Source organism: Rhizobium sp. BG4, from assembly GCF_016864575.1.
Lineage (GTDB): Bacteria > Pseudomonadota > Alphaproteobacteria > Rhizobiales > Rhizobiaceae > Rhizobium.
Window position 1 is genome coordinate 3,240,501 of sequence record NZ_CP044125.1, and the last position, 19,889, is coordinate 3,260,389.

Here is a 19,889-nt window from a genome sequence, read left to right on the forward strand (position 1 = left end):
TAAAGGCGACACAGGGCTTGATATTTGTAAAAACCTTGTTGCTAACCGCCCTGCGATTGGCGCCAGGCGTTGAATTCGGCGATGGTTTTGGTGCCGATCTGCTGCATGACCGAGGCCGGAACGCCGGCCCAGGGGTCCTGAGCGGCAGAGGGGACCTTCTCCTCGCCCTGAATGCGGTGCAGGCGGCCGCCGCTGCTGTCGAGCACATCCCAGACATAGGTCACCGTCACATTGCCTTCGTCGGTGAAGGCGGAGAGATAGCCCTTGAGAATATAGTCGCTGCTGTTGTCGGTGGAGCTCTTGATCGACAGGCCGTGCGAACGCGCCTCGGAGCCGAGCTGGCGCGAGAGCGGCGTGACGGCCTGAACGGGGGCGCCGATGATCGGCAGGAAGCGGACGGTATTGCCACGGGTCGAGCCCGACTCCACCGGATCGATGGCGGCGACCTGTTGCGCCTCTTGCTGTTGCGGCTGCTGTTGCTGGCGGTGCGGCGGCGGCGCCTGGTCGCCCATGTCCTGTTCTTCGGCCTCGGCATTGGAGAGCGGCTCGCTCTCGACGGCCTCCGGGGCGCGGTAGGCTTGCGGCCGCGCCGACATTGCATCGGCCTGCGCCTGCATGGTCGTCGGCGGTGCGCCGGGGCCGGGGCGGTAGGCCTGGTTATAGGCGGGGTGGTAGCCTTCCTGCGGTTCGGCGGCAAAGGCCTGGCGGGATTGCGATCCAGCCATGCGCTCGACTTCGCGCTGGGTGACCGGCGAAGAGCGCGGCGGCATCGAGGAATCGCCGATATCGACGAGAGGCGTCATCGCATCGGTCGTGTTGCAGGCGGCGAGCAGGCTGGCGAAGCATGCAAGAAGTGCTGGCGCAGTCAACGATCGCGTCATCCTTCCAGCTTTCCTTCCGTCATTTGCATCAGCCCCGCCCAGATTTATGCGGGCGGGGATGGTCTTGTGTCAATTCCGGATTCTTGCCGGTGAAGTCTCTCAGGCGCCGAGGAAGTCCAGCGAATGACGCGACAGGGTGCGCGGCCCCTCTGTTGTCGTCAGATAGGTCTGGCCGAGCGTCATGGCGGTCCCGCTGTCGGAATCGGCGATGATCATGTGGACGAAGAGCGACATGTTCGGCTCGATCGGCTGCGGATTGCCGACATGGAACATCTGGTGCTCCATCCAGGACGGCGAGAAGCGGGCGCCGAGCGAGTAGCCGCAGGCGTTCAGGCGGTGGCGGGCAAGGCCGCGCTCGTCCATGATCTTGGCATGCATGTCGAAGACATCGCCGAAGGTGTGGCCGGGCTTCAGCACGGTTTCGATCGCCTGCAGGTTTTCCAGGCAGGCGCTGTAGAGCTCGCGGTGGCGGTGGGTCGGCTCACCGACGACGATCGTGCGCATCATCGCTACGTGATAGTGGGCGTAGGTGCCTGCCCATTCGATCGTCAGCTGGTCGTTGGCATCGAGCTTGCGGCGGCCGGCCTTGTAGCGGCAGAGCAGGGCGTCGGCGCCGGAGCCGATGATGTATTCATTGGCCGGATAGTCGCCGCCGCCGCTGAAGACGGCGCCCTGCATCGCGGCCAGAATGTCGGCTTCGTCGGCGCCTGGCTTGGTGAGGCGGATTGCCTGGTCGAGCGCATCGTCGGCGAGTGCGGCGGCACGTTCCACATAGGCGACTTCGGCCGGGCTCTTGATCAGGCGCAGGCGGCTGACGAGATAGGAGGCGTCGCTGATCTGGCCGAAGCTCGCAAGCTGGGCATCGAGCAGGCGGGCGACGCGGCCGGTCATGCCGTGCGTGTCGTATTCGACGCCGATGCGGGCGCCGAGCAGGTCCATCTCGACCAGCAGGTTCTTGAGGTCGAGCGTCGGGTCGGCGTTAACGCGGTCGACCCAGACATGGACGTTGTCGAGGATCGAGGTGTGCTTGGCCTGGCGAAGATCGGCCGAGCGGGTGATCAGCGCCATCGTGCCGTCAGCCTTGACGACCAGCGTCTGGAAGAAGCAGTAGCCGAAGGTGTCGTAGCCGGTCAGCCAGTACATGCTTTCCTGCGCGAAGATGAGGAGGGCATCGAGCTTCTCCTCGCGCATCTGGTCGGTGACGCGGGCGAGGCGGCTTGCGAATTCGCTCCGTTCGAAGTGCAGTGCCATGGTCTCAAATCTCCCTGATGCTAATCGCTGAAATCTGGCGGCCGTAATCCGGCTCGTTGTTGTGGGTGGTGCGGCGGTACGAGAAGAAGCGCTCGCTATCCGGATAGGTGCAGAGCCCGACGCTTTCGGCACGAACGCCTGCCTTCGTCAACCGCGCGACCGTCAGGCCCGGAAGGTCGAACATCGAATGTCCGGGTTTTTCCGACGGGATAAAATACTGCGCGTAGGCAGCATCCTGTGTGACAAAGCGCTCGACGAATTCCGGGCCGACTTCGTAGCTCGCCTGGCTGATCGATGGTCCCAGGCAGGCGACGATCGCCTCGCGCCGGGCGCCCAGTTTCTCCATGGCGATGATCGTGTTTTCGAGCACACCTGTCAGCGCGCCCTTCCAGCCGGCATGGGCGGCACCGATGACCCTGTTTTCCGGGTCGGCAAACAGGATCGGGCCGCAATCGGCGGCAAGCACGCCGAGCACGATGCCGGGTGTGGCGGTGACGAGCGCATCGGCCTGCGGGCGGTCGCCGTCGTAATCGGCATCGACGGTGACGGCATCGGGCGAATGGATCTGGTGGACGGTCGCGAGCTTTTCGAGCGGCTGGCCGAACCAGGCGGCGACCCGCCTGCGGTTCTCGTTGACGCGGTCTCGGTCGTCGTTCGAGCCGAGGCCGACATTGAGGCCGCGATAGAGGCCTTCTGAGACGCCGCCTTCGCGGGTGAAGTAGCCATGGCGGATCGCGTCGCCCGCCGCCTGTTGCAGCAGCGCGCTTTCGATCGGTGCGGGTGAAGCCGCGTTTTGCATCAGCGATTCCGGGGTGTTTAGAACGGGTTCATTGTTCACCGGATCGTCCGGTGAAGCATTGTTGATTGCGCCGGATGTTGGCGCAGGGCGGCGCGCTCTGTCAATCCACCGGACGGAACGGCATGAGATCGACGGCGGGATAGGAGACCGCCATCGCTTTGAAGAGCTCGCCCATCCGGCCCTCGCCAGAGCCTGCCAGGCGGTCCACGGCGCTCTGGATGATCTGCTGCGTGCGAGGTTCGCGGTCGCGGCCGAGCGCGGCGGCGCGATCGAGAATACCGAGGCCGACGAGGAGGTCGCCCTGATGCAGGGCGCCGTTCAGATGCAGCCCGGCGCCGACGGCGGTGCGGGCAAGATGCTCGAAATCCACGTGGCTCGTCAGGTCGGCTTCACCGGGGTTGGCGAGCGGCGGGTCGAATTCGTGCATGCGAACGGCCTGCAGCGTGTCGCCGAAGCCGCTGACGAGGTGGCCGTAGTCGATCGCAAGCGCGGTGCCGCCGAAAGCCTTGAGACGCTCGCAGATGGCGAGCATCACCGACTGGCGCGCCGGCGAGAACTCAAACAGCGTGCCCGCCGGCATCGACTGGGCGCCATCCGGGAGGAGGGCGGGGTCGATGGTGGCGACACCCGCCGCGAAGACAAGCTCGTCGTCCGCGCCGAGGCCGACCATGCGCTCGCGAAAGCCGGTCTGCGTCTTGACGAACTGGCGGATCGGGATGGCGTCGAAGAGTTCGTTGGCCGCAATCAACGTGAAACCAGGCGGTACTTCGTCGAAATCGTTATGCCAGGTGATCTTGCCCTCATGGGCTTCCAGCGTCTGGCTCTGGACGTCGCGCAGGCGCTCGCTGGTCTCTACCAGATGCACGCTCATGTTCTCGAAGAGCGGCGGGGCGAGGCGGGCGATGACGCGCAGCATGTCCGACATCATCGTGCCGCGGCCGGGGCCGATCTCGACGAGGCGGACACCAGCCGGCGTGCCGTGCTGCTGCCAGGCGTGGACGATAAAGACGCCGATCATCTCGCCGAAGAGCTGGCTGACTTCGGGGGCAGTGACGAAATCGCCGGAGCGGCCGAAGGGCTCGCGGACCCGATAATAGCCGTGTTCGGGATCGGCGAGGCACAGCGAGAAGTAATCGGTCACGCTGATCGGGCCGTTCGCCTGGATGATCGCCTTGATCTTTTCACCGAGTGCGGTGGTCATGGTGGTCACGTCCGGTCTGCGTTAGTTCTGCAGCGCGACCTGGCGGCGGGCGCGCACGATCGCCCAGAGGCCGAGCAGGATCATCGGGAAGGACAGCACCATCCCCATGGTCAGCCAGCCTGTGCCGAGCAGATAGCCAAGCTGCGCATCCGGCTCGCGGAAGAATTCCACGAAGATGCGTGACAGCGCATAGCCGCAGACGAAGACGCCGGAAATGAGGCCCGGCGATTTCAGGGCGCGGAAGCCGTAGATCAGAAGCGCCAGAACCGAGAGCAGCACGATGCCTTCGAGACCGGCCTCGTAGAGCTGGCTTGGATGACGGGCAAAGGGACCGCCGCTCGGGAAAACGACTGCCCAGGGCACATCCGCGAGACGGCCCCAGAGTTCGCCATTGATGAAATTCGCGATGCGGCCGAAGAACAGGCCGATCGGCACGACACCGGCGACGATATCGAACAGGCTCCAGATCGGGATGTTGTTCTTGCGGGCAAAGAGGATCATGGCGAGCGTCGTGCCGGTGATGCCGCCGTGGAAGGACATGCCGCCGTTCCAGATCTGGATGGCGCGGATCGGGCTCTCGATCACTGCCGGCATATCATAGAAGAGGATATAGCCGATGCGGCCGCCCAGCACGATGCCAAGGGCGGCCCAGACGACGAAGTCGTCGAGCTGGGTCTTGGTGATCGGCGAGGCGTTTGCCGGCCAGAGACTGTCATTGCCGGCGAGGCGGCGTGCATAGAACCAGCCGAGCATGATGCCGACGACATAGGCCAGGCCATACCAGTGAATAGCGAGCGGCCCGATCGAAAAGGCGATCGGATCGATATCCGGAAATGGCATGATTGCCATGAGATTGGCTGCAGTCGGCAAGGCTTTCCCACCCGTTGATGTGCGCGGACCATGGCGTTGCGATACGAGGCGGTCAAGTCGATTGTGAGGCAGTGCAGGGCGAGGCGGGCTCTTATCCAGAGCAAAGCGCTTGCATCCTTAACGGCGAAGCCCTACCTCAATTTCAGAGGCTTCGAGCCTGAAGAAACATGTCGTGCGAAGGAGAAAACCGCCATGACGACTGGAGCAAACCGCATCATGGACGAATTCGCAAAGCTGATGACCGATGCAGCCGGTGCTGCCCAGGGCGTGCGCAAGGAGGTCGAGACGGCCTTCAGCGCGCAGGCCGAGCGCTGGCTGAACAGCATGGACGTCGTCAAGCGCGAGGAATTCGAGGCCGTGCGCGAGATGGCGATCAAGGCGCGCGACGAAAACGATGCGCTGCTGGCACGAGTCGCCGCTCTCGAAGCGCAGCTCGCCGCCAAGAAGAAGTAATTCCCGTTTTGCTACAAGATGTGGTGTGGCGCATTTGCGACACGCCGCATCTCAGACCAAAAAATCAGGTGCCTTTATCCACCTGTGGACACTGCCAAAAAAGCCAATGGGCAGAGTCATTTATATCCCCCTCCTGAATCCGATTTCGAGAAGCTGTCCACAGTACCTTTCGGGAAATAAGGCAACCGGGGGCTGGCTTGTCGCCGGTCTGATTATACACTGATTTTAAATGATGATTCGAACCGGACGGCGGTAAGCTCCAGGCAGGTTTTCTGCGTTAAGCCTGGGTTGCGGTTCAAGGGTCATCGAATTGGTGTTCCGGTATTTGCGTGTGTCTTTTCTTGTGTTGTGTAGACCCAAGTCAGTCGCATTCAATCCCGGTCAAGAAGGTGCTGCATGAGCCTGATGGAATTGGAATTCGAGCGTCAGTCGAACCCGGTCGATATGATCGAGTACGTCGCCGCCAATAATGACTGGGCATTTGAACGGTCAGGCGAGGACGAGATCGCGATGACGGTCGAGGGGAAGTGGGCCGATTACCACATCTCCTTTTCCTGGATGGAAGAGTTTGAAGCTCTTCATCTCGGTTGCGCCTTCGATATCAAGGTGCCGGAAAACCGCGTCAACGAAGTCACCAAGCTGCTGGCTGCCATCAATGGCCAGGTGCTGATGGGCCATTTCGACCTGTGGCGCCAGGAAGATGTCATCATCTTCCGCCAGTCGCTGCTGCTCGCAGGCGGCGCCGAGCCCACCAACCGTCAGGTCGAAGTGCTGCTTTCGAGCGCGCTCGATACCTGCGAAGCCTATTATCAAGCATTCCAGTTCGTCATCTGGTCCGGCCTCGATGCCGCCAAGGCGATGGAAGCCGTTCTTTTCGAAACCGTCGGCGAAGCGTAATTCTCATGTCCAGCGTCTCTGCAGATCCTATCGTTCTCATCGGTGCCGGCAATATGGGGGGCGCGATGCTCTCCGGCTGGCTGAAGAACGGCGTCCCCGGCTCCTCCGTGGTCGTCGTCGATCCCGGCCCGTCGCCGGCAATGATGAAGACGATCGAGGATGCAGGTGCGACGCATGTGACGGCGGCTCCTGCCGGTCTCAAGGCCGGCGTGCTGTTCATCGCGGTCAAGCCGCAGGTGATGGAAGCGGTGCTGCCGCCGGTGAAGCATGCGGTCGGGCCGAATACGGTCGTGGTTTCGGTCGCTGCCGGCAAGACGCTCGGTTTCCTCGAGAAGCATCTCGGCGAGGCCGCGATGGTTCGCGCCATGCCGAATACGCCTGCCATGGTCGGCCGCGGCGTCACCGGTGCTTTCGCCAATGCCAAGGTCAGCGCCGAACAGCGCGACCGCGTTCATTCTCTTCTTCGCGTATCCGGTCCTGTTGAGTGGGTTCCGGCCGAGTCCGACATCGATTCCGTTACGGCGCTGTCGGGCAGCGGCCCTGCTTACGTGTTTTATCTCGTCGAGTGCATGGCTGAGGCAGGCCGTAAACTTGGCCTGCAGGCGGACCTCGCCATGCGTCTTGCACGGGAAACGGTCGCGGGGGCTGGTGAACTTCTCCACCAGTCCCCCGACGACGCTTCCAAGCTTCGCCAGAATGTTACCTCTCCCGGCGGAACGACCGCTGCCGCACTTTCCGTATTGATGGCGGAGAAGGGGATGCAGCCGCTGTTCGACGAGGCTCTTGAGGCCGCGCGCACGCGCGCCCAGGAACTGGCGGGCTGAGGCGGATCATGGCTGACGAAATCACCTATGCCGATTTCGAGCGCGTCGACATCCGTGTCGGCACGGTCATCGAGGCATCGCCCTTTCCGGAAGCGCGCAAGCCGGCGATCAAGCTGCTGATCGACTTCGGCCCCGAGATCGGCGTCAAGAAGTCCTCGGCGCAGATCACCGTGCACTATACTCTCGACAACCTCGTCGGCCGCCAGGTCCTCGGCGTCGTCAACTTTCCGCCACGCCAGATCGGCCCTTTCCGCTCGGAAGTGCTGACCCTCGGCTTCGAGGACGAAGCCGGCGCGATCGTACTGGCGGCAACGGACAAGCCGGTGCCCAACGGCAAGAAGTTGATGTAGCGCCGACGCTGGCCGATTTGACACGGTATACGCTGTCTATACAATACCTGCTCTATGAAGCTATCTTGGAGCGTCGAGAAGAACAACCAACTCAAGGCTCATCCTGATCGCGGCATCTGCTTCGAGGATATCGTTGCGGCTATCGATCACGGCGGGCTGCTGGATGACGTTGCTCACCCAAATGCCGACCGGTATCCTGGGCAGCGCGTTTTGGTCGTCTTCTGCAATGGTTACGTCTATGGCGTTCCATATGTTCAGCAGGATGACGGCACGTTGTTTCTCAAGACGGCATTTCCAAGCCGTCTTCTTAAGAAGCGGTATATGGGTGGTGATGACAATGGCAAAAAATCCTAAGGTCGGAGCCTTTCTCGATGATGAGGAAGAGGAGTTCATCGAACTCTTCGAGGGGTCGGATGTGGCGCTCGTCAGCGGCTTGACGGACGAACGGCGCAAAGAGATCGAGGCGATGGCCCGGTCGACGATGAACGACGAGCGGGAGAAGATTTCGCTGCGCGTTTCGCGCGCTGATCTCGTGCGGCTGAAGTCGCGTGCGATGCAGGAAGGCATTCCCTACCAGACGCTGATCAACTCGCTGATCCATAAATACGTCAGCAGCTGAGCCGATCAATGAATATCGCGCGAGACCGGGTCGGTCAGCGTGAAGGAATGGAAGGTTGCCTCGAAGTCCGTGCGTTGCGGTGAGCAGAAGGCGGGGCCGACCATCAAGGTTTCGATCGCGGGATCGAACCACGCAAGGCGCGCCATGCGCCATTCGGTCATGACATCGGTGCGGTACTGGATGAAGAGGGCGTCGCCGTTGCGGGTGACGCGGGCCGACATCTGCGCGAAGGCGTGGTCGATGCGGAAGGCGGACCAGTCGGAATTGCCGTTGGTGACGACGGTGCTGAAATGCATGGCGCTGTCGGTATATTCGATCCCGCATTTCATCCAGCGGCGCTCGTCAGCGCGGATCATCAGGCCGGCCTGATCGTAGAGCGCTTCGTAGCGGCCTGAGAAAGTGACTTCGGCGGTGAAATCGCCCTTGCGCTGCTGATGCAGGAAATGGCCGTCGTCGCGGTGGAAGCCGTAGTAGGTGCCTTGCCAGAAATCGGTCTTCTCGCCGGAGCGGGCCTGCAGCGCGCCGTTGCGGATTTCCGCCGAGGGCGGCGGGTTGAGCCAGGTCATTGCCTCGAAATTGCTCATCGGAAACTCACGCGGGAACGCGGATGACGGCGCGCAGGCCGCCGAGCGGGCTGTCGGAAAGCGTGACGTTGCCGCCATGGCTGCGGGCGATGTCACGGGCGATGGCCAAGCCGAGGCCGGTGCCTGAATCATCGAGGTTGCGGGCCTCGTCGAGGCGGAAGAACGGCTTGAAGACGTCTTCGCGGTTCTTCTCGGGAATGCCGGGGCCGTCGTCATCGAAGGTCAGCGTCAGCCATTTGGAGCCATGCTTGGCCTCGATATTCAGCGTGCTGGCATAGCGGCGGGCGTTCGATGCGAGATTCGTGACCAGCCGGGTGAAGGCGTTGGGGCGCACGACGATCTCGTCGTCGCCTTCGATCGAATAGCTGAAGCTCTTTTCGTGCAGGGCGAAATCGGTCTCGATCTTGGCGAGCATCTCGCTGATCTTCAGTTCGCCGACATCCTCTTCGATCTCGCTGCGGGCGAAGGCCATGTAGGCTTCCAGCATCGACTGCATATCGTTGACGTCGTCGGCCATGCCCTGCAGGTCGGGATTGTTGCCGGCGAGCGCCAGCTGCAGCTTGAAGCGGGTGAGGATGGTTCTGAGGTCGTGGCTGACGCCTGTCAGCATCGCCGTGCGCTGCTCGATCTGCCGTTCGATGCGCTCTCGCATCAGGATGAAGGCGAGGCCGGCGCGGCGGACTTCGTCGGCACCGCGCGGATAGAAGTTCTCAGCCTTCTGTCCCTTGCCGAAGCTCTCGGCGGCAGCCGCCAGCGCCTGGATCGGCCTTATCTGGCCGCGCAGGAAGAGGATCGAGACGCCGATCAGCACCAGCGAGGCGCCGACCATCCAGACGATGAAAATATGGGTGTTGGACGCATAGGTTTGGTTGCGCTTGGTCAGCACACGTAGAATCTTGTCATCGAGCTTGATGCGGATTTCGACGAGACTGGAATCGCCGAGCGTATCGATCCAGAAGGGGCGCTTGATCTGGTCGTTGAGCTCATCGGAGAGGATGCCGTCGAGGATCGAGAAGAACGGCTTTTCACGCGGCGGCGGCAGGTCGCCGTCAGGCTCGATCGAGATCTGCAGCTTCATCTGCTCGCGGGCGATCTTGGTGATCGCCGTGTAATCGGCATCCTGCGGATAGGTATCGATGATCTGGATGATCGCGGCGATGTCCTGCGTGACGGCCATCGACAGGCGCTGCGTCACCATCTGCCAGTGGCGTTCCATGAACACTGCGGCGACGACCGACTGCAGGAGCAGCATCGGCATGATGATGATCAGCAGCGAGCGGACATAGATGCCCGTCGGCAGGCGGCGGCGCAGAAAGCGCGTGAACCACTTCCAACCGGTGGCGGGCAAGCGCTCTTCGCGCCGCAGGCTTTCGAATGTCACCATCTCTGTCGCGATCCTGACGTCCGGAGCATCAATCGATGCTCAGCCTGTATCCTATACCACGAACCGTCTGGAGCCAGACAGGATTTGCCGGATCATCCTCGATCTTGCGGCGCAGACGGTTGATCTGCACGTCGATCGTGCGTTCGCCGACATCGACGTCGTCGCCGATCAGCTCGTGGCGCGGGATGGTGTCGCCGGCGCGCCGGGCAAAGAGCAGCATGATTTCCTGTTCGCGATCCGTCAGCCGGATCACTTCGGCCGCCTTCTTCAGCTCCTTGCGGGTCAGCGAGAAGGTGTAGGGGCCGAACATGATCTGCTCGATCTTCGGCGCATCCGAGGCATTGCGGCGCAGGATGTTGTTGACGCGCAGCACCAGCTCGCGCGGATCGAAGGGCTTCGACAGATAGTCGTCGGCGCCAGCTTCCAGGCCGGCGATGCGATTGTCGGACTCTGCCAGCGCTGTCAGCATGATGATGGGAACGTTCTTGATCGCCCGCAATCCGCGCGTCACGTCGATGCCGGATTCGCCGGGCATCATCACGTCCATGATGATCAGGTCGAAATCGAGCCCCGCCAGCTTGCGCTGTGCCTCGGCACCATCGGCGGCAACGGTCACCCGGAAGCCGTTTTCGGTGAGGTAACGGTTGAGCAGTGCACGGATGCGCGTGTCGTCGTCGACGACAAGCAGATGCGCCGCATCATCAGAAATGATTGTCTTTCCCGCCATTCAGTCCGCTTTCGCTGTTTGCCTGTCCCGCATGCCCCTCAGAAATGCCTTCACGCTCTCGCGCGTTTCAAGAGAAGCATTGTCGAATGCCCTCTCAATGCGGCGCGATTGCGGCTCCGCCAGAGCAAGCGCCAGTTCGCGCCCCGTCTTTGTCGGATAAAGCTTGCGCTGGCGCCGGTCTTCCGGGCCCGCGACTTGTCTAATATAGCCTGAATCGATCAGTTGTTTGAGCACTCGGGCGAGGCTCTGTTTGGTAATCTTCAATGTATCCAGAAGATCAGCAACGGTCATGCCGGGTTCACGGTTAACAAAGTGCACCACCCGGTGATGGGCGCGTCCGAAGCCGCTTTTCTCGAGAATGGCGTCCGGATCGGAGACGAAATCGCGATAGGCGAAGAAGAACAGCTCGATGATTTCGAAGTCGATGATGCCGCTGTTTTCCATCGGCGTGGACAGCGGCTCAGGCTTGGCCGCTTTCGCGCTGGTCTGTCGTGGCGCCACGTCATTTCCCTTTCTCATCCCATGCGTTCCGGTCCGCTCTCGGCGCTCCCGGACCTTGCAGAGCTCGGGCCGAGGCTCGTCTTCGCCCGAACCCGGCCAGTCTCCGCTTCCCAATACAACGCATATTTTTCCCCAGTGCGTCAGTGGATAAAACGCAATCGGGACAACAATCAACAGGCTGGGTGTACGGGGAGCCGGTGGATAGACAGTCGCCTCGCAGTAAACTTGTCCACAGAAATGCGAAAAGGCGGCCAGGCGGCCGCCTTTTCTGTTTCATTCCGGATCGCTCATCCGCCTCAGTTATAGACGTAGACGATGCGGCGGGTACTGGGATCGACCAGCACCGGGCGGTCGTTGATGCGGGTGTAGCGATATTCGTAATTCGGGACTTCCTGGAAGGTCACGTCAGCCGGAACCTCTGCACCGACGACGACATCACCGCCGAGCTGCACGGTCTGCGCCGGCGTGGTGTCGATATAGGTGCGGACTTCGGCCGGCGGCGTGATCGCATCGACGTCTCCGACCGGGCCGAGCAGCTCGTCACCGGGGCCGGGCTGCGGCTCGGCGGGAACGACGCTCGCCGTCGTCTCGTAGGTCACGACGGGGACGCCGAGGCTCGTCTGGTTCTGCTCGACGACGACAGGGGCGCCTTCATGCTGGACCTGCAGATATTCGGCATAGACCCAGCCGCGGACGCCGTTGACATCGACGCGGCACCAGCGGCTGCCCTGGATGCAGCCGTCGAGATAGGCCGACGAACCGCGGGTGGCGATGCCGACGGAAGGGTATTGCGGACCGGGACCGGCGCGGACATTGAGATCGTTGATGGCCGTGGCGGCCATTTCCGCATGCGCAAAGCCCGCGCTTGCAACAAGCACGGCGCCTGCCAGGAAAATGTTTCTCGTCATGGTCATTTGCATTTCTCCTTGTTTACCGGGCTGGAAACGCACCGTTCACCATCCGGTTCCAAAAGGCGTAAGCCTATTGTTTCCACCATGCCGGGAGGTTCTTGCAGGTTGTTGATTTTCAAAGGAAAAACAGAAGCGAAAGGCGCTTTTCGCCGTCATAAACTGTTGTTACAGCCTGTCTCTTTGGTGTGAGGCGCCGATAAAAACTTGCTTTCGTCACTCGCCATTCAGACTATAGGGGCGGGTAGAGAACATAAGAGGCGCCAATGGGTATGCTACAGGCCGGAATCATTCCGGTGACACCGTTTCAGCAGAATTGCACCGTGCTTTTCGATCCTGACACCAAGGAGGGGGTAGTGGTCGATCCCGGCGGCGACGTCGAGACGATCGTCAAGGTGGTCGAGGAGAACGGCTTCAAGATCAAGGAGATCTGGCTGACACATGGCCATCTCGACCATGCCGGCGGCGCCAGGGATCTCAAGGCGGCGCTGGGGATCGATATTGTCGGTCCGCACAAGGACGATCTGCCGCTGCTGCAGCGGATCGAGACACAGCAGCTGAAATACGGGATCACCGGTCTCAAGAATGTCGAGCCGGACCGCTGGCTGGAAGACGGCGGCAAGGTGTCGTTCGGCAATCACGAGTTCGAGGTCTATCATACGCCGGGTCATGCGCCCGGGCATGTGATCTACGTCAATCGCGCGCAGAATTTCGCGCATCTCGGCGACGTGCTGTTCAACGGTTCGATCGGGCGCACCGATCTGCCGGGCGGGGACCACGACCAGCTGATGGCGTCGATCCGCGACAAGGTGCTGCCGCTGGGGGACGATGTCGGCTTTATATGCGGCCACGGGCCGGGGAGCCGGATCGGCGACGAGCGGCGCAACAACCCGTTCCTGCAGGGCATTTGACAAACGAAAAGCGCCGCTCGATGAGCGGCGCTTTCTTTATATCGGATCGGGCGGCGATCAGCCGGCGGTGCAGAAGTGCTCGCGGCCGTCGTTGCCGATGAAGGTGCCGGTGCCCGGATCGAAGGTGCGGTAGCGGTACGAGCAGTAACGCTGCCACTGCGGCGTCCAGGGCTCGATGCCGGCGCGGACCGGTGCGTAGTAACGCGGGGGAGCGCGGTAGACCGGTACGGCTTCGTATTCCGGCTCGTAAACCGGTTCTGCGTAGCGCGGCTCATCATAATAGTAGCGCGGCTGGTTGGCGTTGGCGATTGCCGATCCGACGACCAGGCCGGTTGCGAGGCCAACGGCACCGCCGACCCAGGCGTCGTTATTGTGGTGATGGCGCCAGCTGTCGGCGGAAGCTTCGCTGACAGCGGAAAGGCTGAGAGCGGCGGCTGCGGCCGTCAGAAGAAGTGTCTTTGCGATCGTGTTCATGATCTTGTCCTACTCTCCAAGACAGCGGGAAGTGCTGCCTTTAAAACTCTTCAGGACGGCTGCGGGTTCCTGCGCCGTGATGTTGAGACGATAGTGGCGGCTATCTGAACGGATGCTGAATAACAAAACCCGGCATTTCTGCCGGGCTTCAACTCGAATTCGACGGCCTTGTTTGGGCTCAGCCAGCAATCTGAAGATTGACGGCCTTCGGTCCCTTGCCGCGGCGATCCGGCTCCGTGTCGAAGCTTACCTTCTGGTTTTCCGTCAGTCCGGCGAGGCCGGAAGCCTGAACGGCAGAAATGTGTACAAAGATATCGGCGCCACCCTTATCCGGCTTGATAAAGCCGAAGCCTTTGTCGGTATTGAAGAATTTTACAGTGCCAGTCTCGGCCATGCGTCAGGTCCTTTTCTCTCTGCCCGCCATCCACACGGGCAGCATCAATTATGCCCCTTCCGGAGCGCTAGCAGGCAGTTCTTGAATTTCGAGAAAAAGGTCCCCTCTACCTCGGCCTGTCTCTTGGTGGGATTATTCCCCATCTTGTGAGACCGGCTGACCGGAATATTAGCGTTTCCGGCGCGCACTTTCTTAAGGACTTCCCATGCTCGCAAAATGCCCGAACGCCGCGAGATTGCTGTGATTATTGGGAATTGGCAAGCAAAAGTTTTTTAACGTGTCCTCAGGAGCACAGTCGCCGCGGGTGTCCTATTTGCGCCAAAACGCAAAAAATCGCTCCGCGCGGGTACATGATTAACGTTTTGTATCGTCTGCAATATAATTTGTGAGCAGATTTTCCCAAAAACACAACGTGAGCGGGTCTTCGGACCCACCCAAAAAAATTCCGAATCATTCCGGCGATGTGCCGTGGATGCGGTTTCAGACCGCCTGGGCGCGGCGTCGCGACAGTTCGGGCACCACTTCGACTACAAGCATAGCGCTAAACATCAGCGCGCAGCCGATATAGCCGACTGGGGGGATTGTCTCGCCAAGGATCAATGCGGCGAGCGAGGAACCGAACAGTGCCTCCGACGACAGGAAGATCGCCGCCTGCGAGGGTGTCGTATATCGCTGGCCGATGATCTGCAGCACGAAGGCGACGCCAGAGGAGAAAACGCCGACATAGAGGATCTCGGGTGCTGCGCCCATGATGGCGTCGAGACTGACGGGTTCGAAGATCGCGGCGACGATGAGAGCGAGCAGGGAGGTGATGGCAAACTGCGTGGCCGACAGGGCCAGGGGGCGGCCGGTTTCCTTGACGGTCGTTCCTGCCAGCGTGATCTGGATCGCCCAGAAGCCGGCGCAGATGACGGTCAGGCCATCGCCGACCGTCAGAGCCGACAAATGTCCGCCCGACAGAAGGTAGATGCCGGCGATTGCCATCACGGCACCCGGCCAGATGATCCAGTGCGGCGGGCGGCGCAGGAAGAGCACGGCGATGACGGGTACGAAGACCACGTAGAGACCGGTGATGAAGCTCGAATTGGTGACCGACGTCGTCTGCAGGCCGACCTGCTGGGTCGCGGCGCCACCGAAGAGGGCAAGGCCGATTGCCAGGTAGAGGCCGAGATGGCGCCTGCTGGTCTTGACGGCAGCCTTGCGGCGCTCGAGCAGAACGAAGGGCAGGACGGCGGCCGTCGCAACGGCGAAACGCAGGCCGATGAACCAGAACGGGCTGAGTTCCTTCATCGCCGTCGACTGCGCCACGAAGCCGCCGCCCCAGATGGCAGCAGCAAGCAACAGCAACAGGTTCGCCTGAACGCGAGTCATGTCATTCCTCGATTGCGGGGAGCACGGTGTGATGGCCGTGGTTAGCAGCTGGGTTTTGTTTCAGCAAGCGTGAATGAACGAACGCATCAGCCGGGGCTGATGCTGCGGACTGAAATTTCCAATCTGCGATCAGCCGTCCTGATTGGCGGCGCGGGAGACGCGCAGCAGCGCGCCGTCGCTTTCGTCGGTGACCATCAGCAAGGCGCCGTCGGGAGCCACGGTCACGTCGCGGATGCGGCCGTAATTGCCCTCGAACAGACGTTCCTCGGCGGTGAACTTGCCGCTTTCGTCGCGCTGCATGCGCGACAGCAGCTGGAACTTCAGCGCGGCCACCAGCATGTCGCCATCCCATTCCGGGAACATCTTGCCGCGATAGACGGCGATGGCGCCCGGCGCGATCGAGGGATCCCAGTAGTGGAGGGGTTGCTCCAGTCCGGCCTTTTCCGTTCCTTCACCGATCTTGGCGCCGGAATAGTCACGGCCATAGGTGATGACGGGCCAGCCATAGTTCTTGCCCGGCTCGATCAGGTTGATCTCGTCGCCACCGCGGGCGCCGTGCTCGACGGTGTAGAGCTTGCCGTCGGAGCTATCGAAGGTGATGCCCTGCGGGTTGCGGTGGCCCTTAGACCAGATTTCGGGGAGGGCTTTCGCGCCGTCGCGGAAGGGGTTATCGGCGGGGATGCTGCCATCGGCATTCACATGGATGATCGAGCCGGCGTCGTCCTTGAAATCCTGCGAGCGGTCGCGGCTGCCGCGGTCGCCGACGCTGATGAACAGGCTGCCGTCTTTGGCGATGGCGATCCGCGAGCCGTACTGGATGTTGCCGCCGGTGAACTTCGCCATGGTAAAGATCGGCTTCACGTCCTCAAGCCTGCTCTCGTCGGCCGAGAGCTTTGCAGAGAAGGCTTCCGTGCCCGATCCCTTGGCATTGGCAATCGCGGCGGTGAAATAGAGGATGCGGCTTTGGGCGAAATCCGGGGCGAGCGCCACATCCATCAGGCCGCCCTGGCCGCGGGCGCTGACCTCGGGCACGCCGCCGAGCGGCTCTGATGCCTTGCCGTCGCGGATGATCCTGATATTGCCGGGGCGTTCGGTGACCAGATAGGCGCCGTCGGGCATGACCTCGACCGCCCAGGGATGATCGAGCCCGGTTGCCAGCGTATCGACGCTGACCGTCACTTTCTTGGTCTGCACCCTGTCGGCGGCGAATGCCGCGCCGGCTGTTGCAAATGCGGCGCCTGCCGCCAAAGCGATGCGCAATCCCTTGAGCATGTTCATGATCTCCCCGTTCTACCATCCAGGCGGGTAGGTGGCGCGCGAGGGCGATCGCTTCAACCTCATTAGCTCCCGGATAACGGCTTTGTGTTGCCGGGTTGAACGGTGCCGGTCTGGATCCTGTCGACCAGTTCGGCTTCGACGATGTAGCGCATCGGGCCGCGCTCGGTGGCGTCGAACGGCCAGCAGGTCGTCAGCACGAGGTGGCGGCCCTCTGACGCGGCGTCGATGCCGCTTTCATCCCAGCGGGCGACACGGGCATCTGTTGCCTTGAAGGTCAGGACGGAGCCGTCGCGGCGGGTGATCTCGATATCGTCTCCGGCGCGCACATCCTTCAGCCAGCGGAAATGCGTGTCGCGGTGGGCGGCGATGACGGAGGTGCCTTCTTCGCCCGGCTGCGGCGTGTTGCTGAGCCAGGCCGGGCCGAAGGCGAGGGCTTCGCCCGTGGCGCCGGAGAGCACGATCGCCGTCTTGCCGAGGCGCGGGGCGCTGACTTCGGCCTCTGTGGTGAAATCGGCCCAGGGCCAGGGCTTGGCATCCTCGCCGCGCAGCTCGGCGGCGAAGGCGCGTTTCAGCAGTACCTGCGAGAGTTCTGCCTTGCCCTTCATGTAGAAGCCGCTGGTCATCAGCGCCGTGCCGTAGAGCCCGAGGCCGAGGATGGCGACGGCGATCACCTTCTCCATCGCCGACAGGCGGGCGAGGAGGCTTTTCCGGGGCGCGTCGATCTCAAACGCCGTCGCCGCGGCATTCGCCATCATCAGCTCCAGATAGCTCGGAAGCGGTTCGAACTCGGCCGCTTCCTCGTTCCAGCTTCCGCGTTGTGCGCCGGGCATCAGCGGCCTCCCGCCAGGAAGGCGCCGCGGATGCGGCGGCGCCAGATCGCAAAGCCACCGGCAGCGGCCAGGGCTGCGAGCAGCATGCTCAGGCCCTGCATGATCTGCCGGTCGGCGAGCGTCGCGGTCTGCGGCAGCTTTACCGATGCCGAGCGCTGGGCGATCAGGTTTGCTGCACCCGGTGTCGGGGCGGCGGCCATCTGGTTGGCGACGGCGGCAAATTCCATCTGCGGCTTTGCCATGGCGTGATCCGGTGCATTGCCAGCCGGAGCAGGGGCAGGCTCACCCATCACCTTGTCGAAGTTCCAGCCGTCGGGCAGGTTTAGCGGTAGCTTGGTCGAGCTGACCGGCTGGCCATCCGGGCGCGACGGCGTGACGTCGACGGCAACGAGGCTGGTGACGCGGGAGACGAGATGGTGGGCCATGGCGATCGTCTCGACATCCTTGTCGAGGGCGGCCGGGTCCTGGCGCTCATAGGAGCGGGCTTCGAGATCGTCGATCTTGCGGCGCGCCCAGAGCTTGGAAAGGCCCTTGCCATCGGCGGCATTGGCGATATCCATCTCGACGCGCCAGGGCTGGGCGCCAGTCTTGCCAGTGATCTGCAGCTTGCCTGATGGTTTGTCTGTCGGCAGTTCGGCGGTCAGGACCACGGGCTCGCCGGTATAGAGGTCGGGCATCGGGTTCGGCGTGATGTCGCTCGCCTGCACGCCGTCGAAAGTGGCGGCGATATCGGTCATGGCCGGGTTCTGCAGCTTGGCGAAGAGCTCGCCCATGCGCGAGGCCACCTGATCGGTGGAACCGATATGGGTGAAGGTGCCGCGGCCGAGCTCGGCGGCCTCGGTCATGAAGTAGGAGTTCGGAGCCGAGCCGATGCCGACGGTGAAGACGCGGGCATCGCTGCGGTTGTTGGTGATCTCCATGAACAGCTGCTGCTCGTTGCCGATCGCGCCATCCGTGAGGAAGACCACCTGGCGGAGCGCGCCATTGGCGACGGCGCCCTGGTTGCGCAGCGCATCTTCGAGCGCCGGCAGCATCTCGGTGCCGCCATCGGCGGTGAGGCCGCGCACATAGGCGATCGCCTTTTCGCGATTGTCTGGTGTCGCGCCGACAAGGCCGCCGAAATAGTCGGTCATCGTGTCGTCGAAACGGATGACGTTGAAGCGGTCGTCGGGGCCGAGCCTGGAGATCGCCAGCGCCAGGCTTTCCTTGGCCTGCGCGATCGACTCGCCGGACATAGAGCCGGAATTGTCGATGACGAAGATGACTTCGCGCTTCAGCGGCGCCGTGGAAGCGTCAGGCGTTGCGGGCGGGGTGACGAAGGCGAGCAGATAGGTCTTGCCGTTGAGGACCTCGCGGAAGAGGCCGGCGCTCGGCGTCTTGCCGGGGCCGCCTTCCAGGTGAGTCCGAAATCCTTGTCGGCGGGGACGGAGTCACCCTTCAGGCTGATGACGCGGTTCTGGTCGCCATCCTGCTTGATATCGACATCGTGGAAGGCGGATTTGACGTCGCCGAGCGGAAAGCCTGCCTTGAGGTTCACGGTCAGCGCCACCGGATTGATCTTGGCGTTTTCGCGCGGATCGAGAACCGGTGCCTCTATCTTCTCGCGGTTCGGCACCGGATCGGACGGCACCGCGAAGCCGGCGCCGTTGTTGAACTCGACGGTCTGGACGACAGGGGCCGGATTGTAGCGGGGTGCGACGACCATCGGGAAGCGCAGCGAGAACTCGCCGCCGGACTGGTGCACGGTCTGCTGATACTCGATCTGCACGACGATGGTTTCGCCGGGGCCGATATTGGCGACCTGGTTGGTGAAGATGTTGGGGCGCTGCTGTTCGAGAAGGGCGGCCTTCTTGCCTTCGGCCTTGGCCTGTTCGTAGATCTCGCGCGCTTCCTGGCGCGGCTTGATCTGGCCCTCGATGAAGCGGTCGCCGATCTGCATCTTCAATTCGTCGACGGCGGAATTTTCCGGCAGCGGGAAGACGTATGTGCCTTCGACCCAGCCCTTGCTCGGGTTCTGGAAGCGCTGGGTGACCTTGACGCGAGCGACGGGGCCGGAGACGTCCATCTGGACGTCGGTCTTCAGCCGCGGCGCCTCGATGAAGAAGCCGGGTTCCTTCGACGGGAAGAGCAGCGAGCCGCTATTGACGTCGTTCGGGCGGACGAGGCCCGCGAGCTGCTCGACTTTTTGCGGCTGCGCCTCTTCGGCGCGGGCGGCAGAGACCAGGCCTGCGGCCATCATCAGCGATGCGAAAAATGTGGTGAACGCGATCAGGAATGAAAAGGACACACGGCTGGCGCGGAGCCGCTCTGTCGCAAACTCGTCTTCCAGAAACATTGGCATACCCTCAATAACCAACTTCGGATGATGAAGATTGAGGCTTC

At 62.4% G+C, this 19,889-nt stretch carries 22 protein-coding genes and 1 pseudogene; 7 read left to right on the top strand and 16 right to left on the bottom strand.

Going from position 1 to position 19,889, the window contains the following annotated elements; translation table 11 throughout:
• Window positions 1-41 precede the first annotated feature (41 nt).
• The 5 genes from F2982_RS16245 to lgt all read right to left on the bottom strand — a co-directional run bounded on the left by F2982_RS16245 (window position 42) and on the right by lgt (window position 5,002).
• Window positions 42-881, bottom strand: coding sequence for a hypothetical protein (locus F2982_RS16245; protein WP_112719321.1), 840 nt, complete (start codon window positions 879-881; stop codon window positions 42-44).
• 99 nt (window positions 882-980) lie between these two features.
• Complete coding sequence (locus F2982_RS16250; RefSeq protein ID WP_203428451.1) at window positions 981-2,132, bottom strand: Xaa-Pro peptidase family protein; 1,152 nt, start codon at window positions 2,130-2,132, stop codon at window positions 981-983.
• A gap of 4 nt (window positions 2,133-2,136) precedes the next feature.
• Window positions 2,137-2,931, bottom strand: a complete 795-nt coding sequence (gene pgeF, locus F2982_RS16255; RefSeq protein ID WP_203428452.1) for a peptidoglycan editing factor PgeF — start codon at window positions 2,929-2,931, stop codon at window positions 2,137-2,139.
• Window positions 2,932-3,031: 100 nt separating this feature from the next.
• A complete protein-coding gene (locus tag F2982_RS16260; RefSeq protein ID WP_203430096.1) occupies window positions 3,032-4,132 on the bottom strand; it encodes a class I SAM-dependent methyltransferase in 1,101 nt (366 codons plus the stop codon).
• A 21-nt stretch (window positions 4,133-4,153) separates the two neighbouring features.
• Window positions 4,154-5,002, bottom strand: a complete 849-nt coding sequence (gene lgt, locus F2982_RS16265) for a prolipoprotein diacylglyceryl transferase (RefSeq protein WP_199627063.1) — start codon at window positions 5,000-5,002, stop codon at window positions 4,154-4,156.
• 192 nt (window positions 5,003-5,194) lie between these two features.
• Between lgt and F2982_RS16270 the strand changes: the two genes are divergently transcribed.
• The 6 genes from F2982_RS16270 (at window position 5,195) to F2982_RS16295 (ending at window position 8,145) form a co-directional block, all read left to right on the top strand.
• Window positions 5,195-5,455 (top strand): accessory factor UbiK family protein, encoded by a 261-nt coding sequence (locus F2982_RS16270; protein WP_112719316.1) that lies wholly within the window; start codon window positions 5,195-5,197, stop codon window positions 5,453-5,455.
• Between the two features lie 396 nt (window positions 5,456-5,851).
• Complete coding sequence (locus tag F2982_RS16275; protein WP_112719315.1) at window positions 5,852-6,352, top strand: YbjN domain-containing protein; 501 nt, start codon at window positions 5,852-5,854, stop codon at window positions 6,350-6,352.
• Window positions 6,353-6,357: 5 nt separating this feature from the next.
• Window positions 6,358-7,176 (top strand): pyrroline-5-carboxylate reductase, encoded by an 819-nt coding sequence (gene proC / locus F2982_RS16280; protein ID WP_130277846.1) that lies wholly within the window; start codon window positions 6,358-6,360, stop codon window positions 7,174-7,176.
• Between the two features lie 8 nt (window positions 7,177-7,184).
• On the top strand, window positions 7,185-7,526 hold the full coding sequence (locus F2982_RS16285) for a tRNA-binding protein (protein ID WP_203428453.1): 342 nt from the start codon (window positions 7,185-7,187) through the stop codon (window positions 7,524-7,526).
• Window positions 7,527-7,580: 54 nt separating this feature from the next.
• Window positions 7,581-7,880, top strand: coding sequence for a toxin (locus F2982_RS16290; RefSeq protein ID WP_203428454.1), 300 nt, complete (start codon window positions 7,581-7,583; stop codon window positions 7,878-7,880).
• The gene (locus F2982_RS16295) at window positions 7,864-8,145 is read left to right on the top strand and encodes a DNA-binding protein (protein WP_130277848.1); all 282 of its coding nucleotides are present in this window, start codon (window positions 7,864-7,866) and stop codon (window positions 8,143-8,145) included. The genes F2982_RS16290 and F2982_RS16295 overlap by 17 nt, the downstream gene beginning before the upstream one ends.
• 5 nt (window positions 8,146-8,150) lie before the next feature.
• Here the strand turns inward: F2982_RS16295 and F2982_RS16300 are convergent, their stop codons facing one another.
• From F2982_RS16300 to F2982_RS16320, 5 genes are all read right to left on the bottom strand, one after another.
• Window positions 8,151-8,729, bottom strand: coding sequence for a DUF1349 domain-containing protein (locus F2982_RS16300; RefSeq protein ID WP_203428455.1), 579 nt, complete (start codon window positions 8,727-8,729; stop codon window positions 8,151-8,153).
• A gap of 7 nt (window positions 8,730-8,736) precedes the next feature.
• Complete coding sequence (locus tag F2982_RS16305; protein WP_203428456.1) at window positions 8,737-10,113, bottom strand: ATP-binding protein; 1,377 nt, start codon at window positions 10,111-10,113, stop codon at window positions 8,737-8,739.
• Window positions 10,114-10,141: 28 nt separating this feature from the next.
• On the bottom strand, window positions 10,142-10,840 hold the full coding sequence (locus F2982_RS16310) for a response regulator transcription factor (protein WP_112719310.1): 699 nt from the start codon (window positions 10,838-10,840) through the stop codon (window positions 10,142-10,144).
• Entirely contained in the window at window positions 10,841-11,359 is a 519-nt protein-coding gene (locus F2982_RS16315; protein WP_112719309.1) for a MarR family transcriptional regulator, read from the bottom strand. It lies immediately after the preceding gene.
• A 278-nt stretch (window positions 11,360-11,637) separates the two neighbouring features.
• A complete protein-coding gene (locus tag F2982_RS16320) occupies window positions 11,638-12,255 on the bottom strand; it encodes a DUF1236 domain-containing protein (RefSeq protein ID WP_203428457.1) in 618 nt (205 codons plus the stop codon).
• A gap of 260 nt (window positions 12,256-12,515) precedes the next feature.
• Here F2982_RS16320 and F2982_RS16325 point away from each other — a divergent pair, with 260 nt between their 5' ends.
• Window positions 12,516-13,160 (top strand): MBL fold metallo-hydrolase, encoded by a 645-nt coding sequence (locus F2982_RS16325; protein WP_203428458.1) that lies wholly within the window; start codon window positions 12,516-12,518, stop codon window positions 13,158-13,160.
• A gap of 57 nt (window positions 13,161-13,217) precedes the next feature.
• Here the strand turns inward: F2982_RS16325 and F2982_RS16330 are convergent, their stop codons facing one another.
• The 6 genes and pseudogenes from F2982_RS16330 to F2982_RS16355 all read right to left on the bottom strand — a co-directional run bounded on the left by F2982_RS16330 (window position 13,218) and on the right by F2982_RS16355 (window position 19,842).
• On the bottom strand, window positions 13,218-13,634 hold the full coding sequence (locus tag F2982_RS16330; protein WP_112719306.1) for a BA14K family protein: 417 nt from the start codon (window positions 13,632-13,634) through the stop codon (window positions 13,218-13,220).
• 178 nt (window positions 13,635-13,812) lie between these two features.
• Window positions 13,813-14,028: a cold-shock protein gene (locus F2982_RS16335; RefSeq protein ID WP_007534130.1), complete on the bottom strand. Its 216-nt coding sequence runs from the start codon at window positions 14,026-14,028 to the stop codon at window positions 13,813-13,815.
• A gap of 480 nt (window positions 14,029-14,508) precedes the next feature.
• Window positions 14,509-15,399 carry a DMT family transporter gene (locus F2982_RS16340; RefSeq protein ID WP_130277853.1) on the bottom strand — a complete coding sequence of 297 codons (891 nt, stop codon included), beginning with the start codon at window positions 15,397-15,399 and terminating at the stop codon, window positions 14,509-14,511.
• A 129-nt stretch (window positions 15,400-15,528) separates the two neighbouring features.
• On the bottom strand, window positions 15,529-16,671 hold the full coding sequence (locus F2982_RS16345; RefSeq protein WP_246777562.1) for a PQQ-dependent sugar dehydrogenase: 1,143 nt from the start codon (window positions 16,669-16,671) through the stop codon (window positions 15,529-15,531).
• Window positions 16,672-16,739: 68 nt separating this feature from the next.
• Window positions 16,740-17,507 carry a class GN sortase gene (locus F2982_RS16350; RefSeq protein WP_203428460.1) on the bottom strand — a complete coding sequence of 256 codons (768 nt, stop codon included), beginning with the start codon at window positions 17,505-17,507 and terminating at the stop codon, window positions 16,740-16,742.
• Window positions 17,507-19,842: pseudogene (locus tag F2982_RS16355) on the bottom strand (marine proteobacterial sortase target protein). Before F2982_RS16355 ends, F2982_RS16350 begins: the two are co-directional and overlap by 1 nt.
• Window positions 19,843-19,889 lie beyond the last annotated feature (47 nt).

Bases quoted from the DNA above. Each gene is read 5' to 3' on its own strand.
- F2982_RS16245 (WP_112719321.1), bottom strand. From the start codon at position 881: ATGACGCGATCGTTGACTGCGCCAGCACTTCTTGCATGCTTCGCCAGC.
- F2982_RS16250 (WP_203428451.1), bottom strand. From the start codon at position 2,132: ATGGCACTGCACTTCGAACGGAGCGAATTCGCAAGCCGCCTCGCCCGC.
- pgeF (WP_203428452.1), bottom strand. From the start codon at position 2,931: ATGCAAAACGCGGCTTCACCCGCACCGATCGAAAGCGCGCTGCTGCAA.
- F2982_RS16260 (WP_203430096.1), bottom strand. From the start codon at position 4,132: ATGACCACCGCACTCGGTGAAAAGATCAAGGCGATCATCCAGGCGAAC.
- F2982_RS16270 (WP_112719316.1), top strand. From the start codon at position 5,195: ATGACGACTGGAGCAAACCGCATCATGGACGAATTCGCAAAGCTGATG.
- F2982_RS16275 (WP_112719315.1), top strand. From the start codon at position 5,852: ATGAGCCTGATGGAATTGGAATTCGAGCGTCAGTCGAACCCGGTCGAT.
- proC (WP_130277846.1), top strand. From the start codon at position 6,358: ATGTCCAGCGTCTCTGCAGATCCTATCGTTCTCATCGGTGCCGGCAAT.
- F2982_RS16285 (WP_203428453.1), top strand. From the start codon at position 7,185: ATGGCTGACGAAATCACCTATGCCGATTTCGAGCGCGTCGACATCCGT.
- F2982_RS16290 (WP_203428454.1), top strand. From the start codon at position 7,581: ATGAAGCTATCTTGGAGCGTCGAGAAGAACAACCAACTCAAGGCTCAT.
- F2982_RS16295 (WP_130277848.1), top strand. From the start codon at position 7,864: ATGGCAAAAAATCCTAAGGTCGGAGCCTTTCTCGATGATGAGGAAGAG.
- F2982_RS16300 (WP_203428455.1), bottom strand. From the start codon at position 8,729: ATGAGCAATTTCGAGGCAATGACCTGGCTCAACCCGCCGCCCTCGGCG.
- F2982_RS16305 (WP_203428456.1), bottom strand. From the start codon at position 10,113: ATGGTGACATTCGAAAGCCTGCGGCGCGAAGAGCGCTTGCCCGCCACC.
- F2982_RS16310 (WP_112719310.1), bottom strand. From the start codon at position 10,840: ATGGCGGGAAAGACAATCATTTCTGATGATGCGGCGCATCTGCTTGTC.
- F2982_RS16315 (WP_112719309.1), bottom strand. From the start codon at position 11,359: ATGAGAAAGGGAAATGACGTGGCGCCACGACAGACCAGCGCGAAAGCG.
- F2982_RS16320 (WP_203428457.1), bottom strand. From the start codon at position 12,255: ATGACCATGACGAGAAACATTTTCCTGGCAGGCGCCGTGCTTGTTGCA.
- F2982_RS16325 (WP_203428458.1), top strand. From the start codon at position 12,516: ATGGGTATGCTACAGGCCGGAATCATTCCGGTGACACCGTTTCAGCAG.
- F2982_RS16330 (WP_112719306.1), bottom strand. From the start codon at position 13,634: ATGAACACGATCGCAAAGACACTTCTTCTGACGGCCGCAGCCGCCGCT.
- F2982_RS16335 (WP_007534130.1), bottom strand. From the start codon at position 14,028: ATGGCCGAGACTGGCACTGTAAAATTCTTCAATACCGACAAAGGCTTC.
- F2982_RS16340 (WP_130277853.1), bottom strand. From the start codon at position 15,399: ATGACTCGCGTTCAGGCGAACCTGTTGCTGTTGCTTGCTGCTGCCATC.
- F2982_RS16345 (WP_246777562.1), bottom strand. From the start codon at position 16,671: ATGCTCAAGGGATTGCGCATCGCTTTGGCGGCAGGCGCCGCATTTGCA.
- F2982_RS16350 (WP_203428460.1), bottom strand. From the start codon at position 17,507: ATGCCCGGCGCACAACGCGGAAGCTGGAACGAGGAAGCGGCCGAGTTC.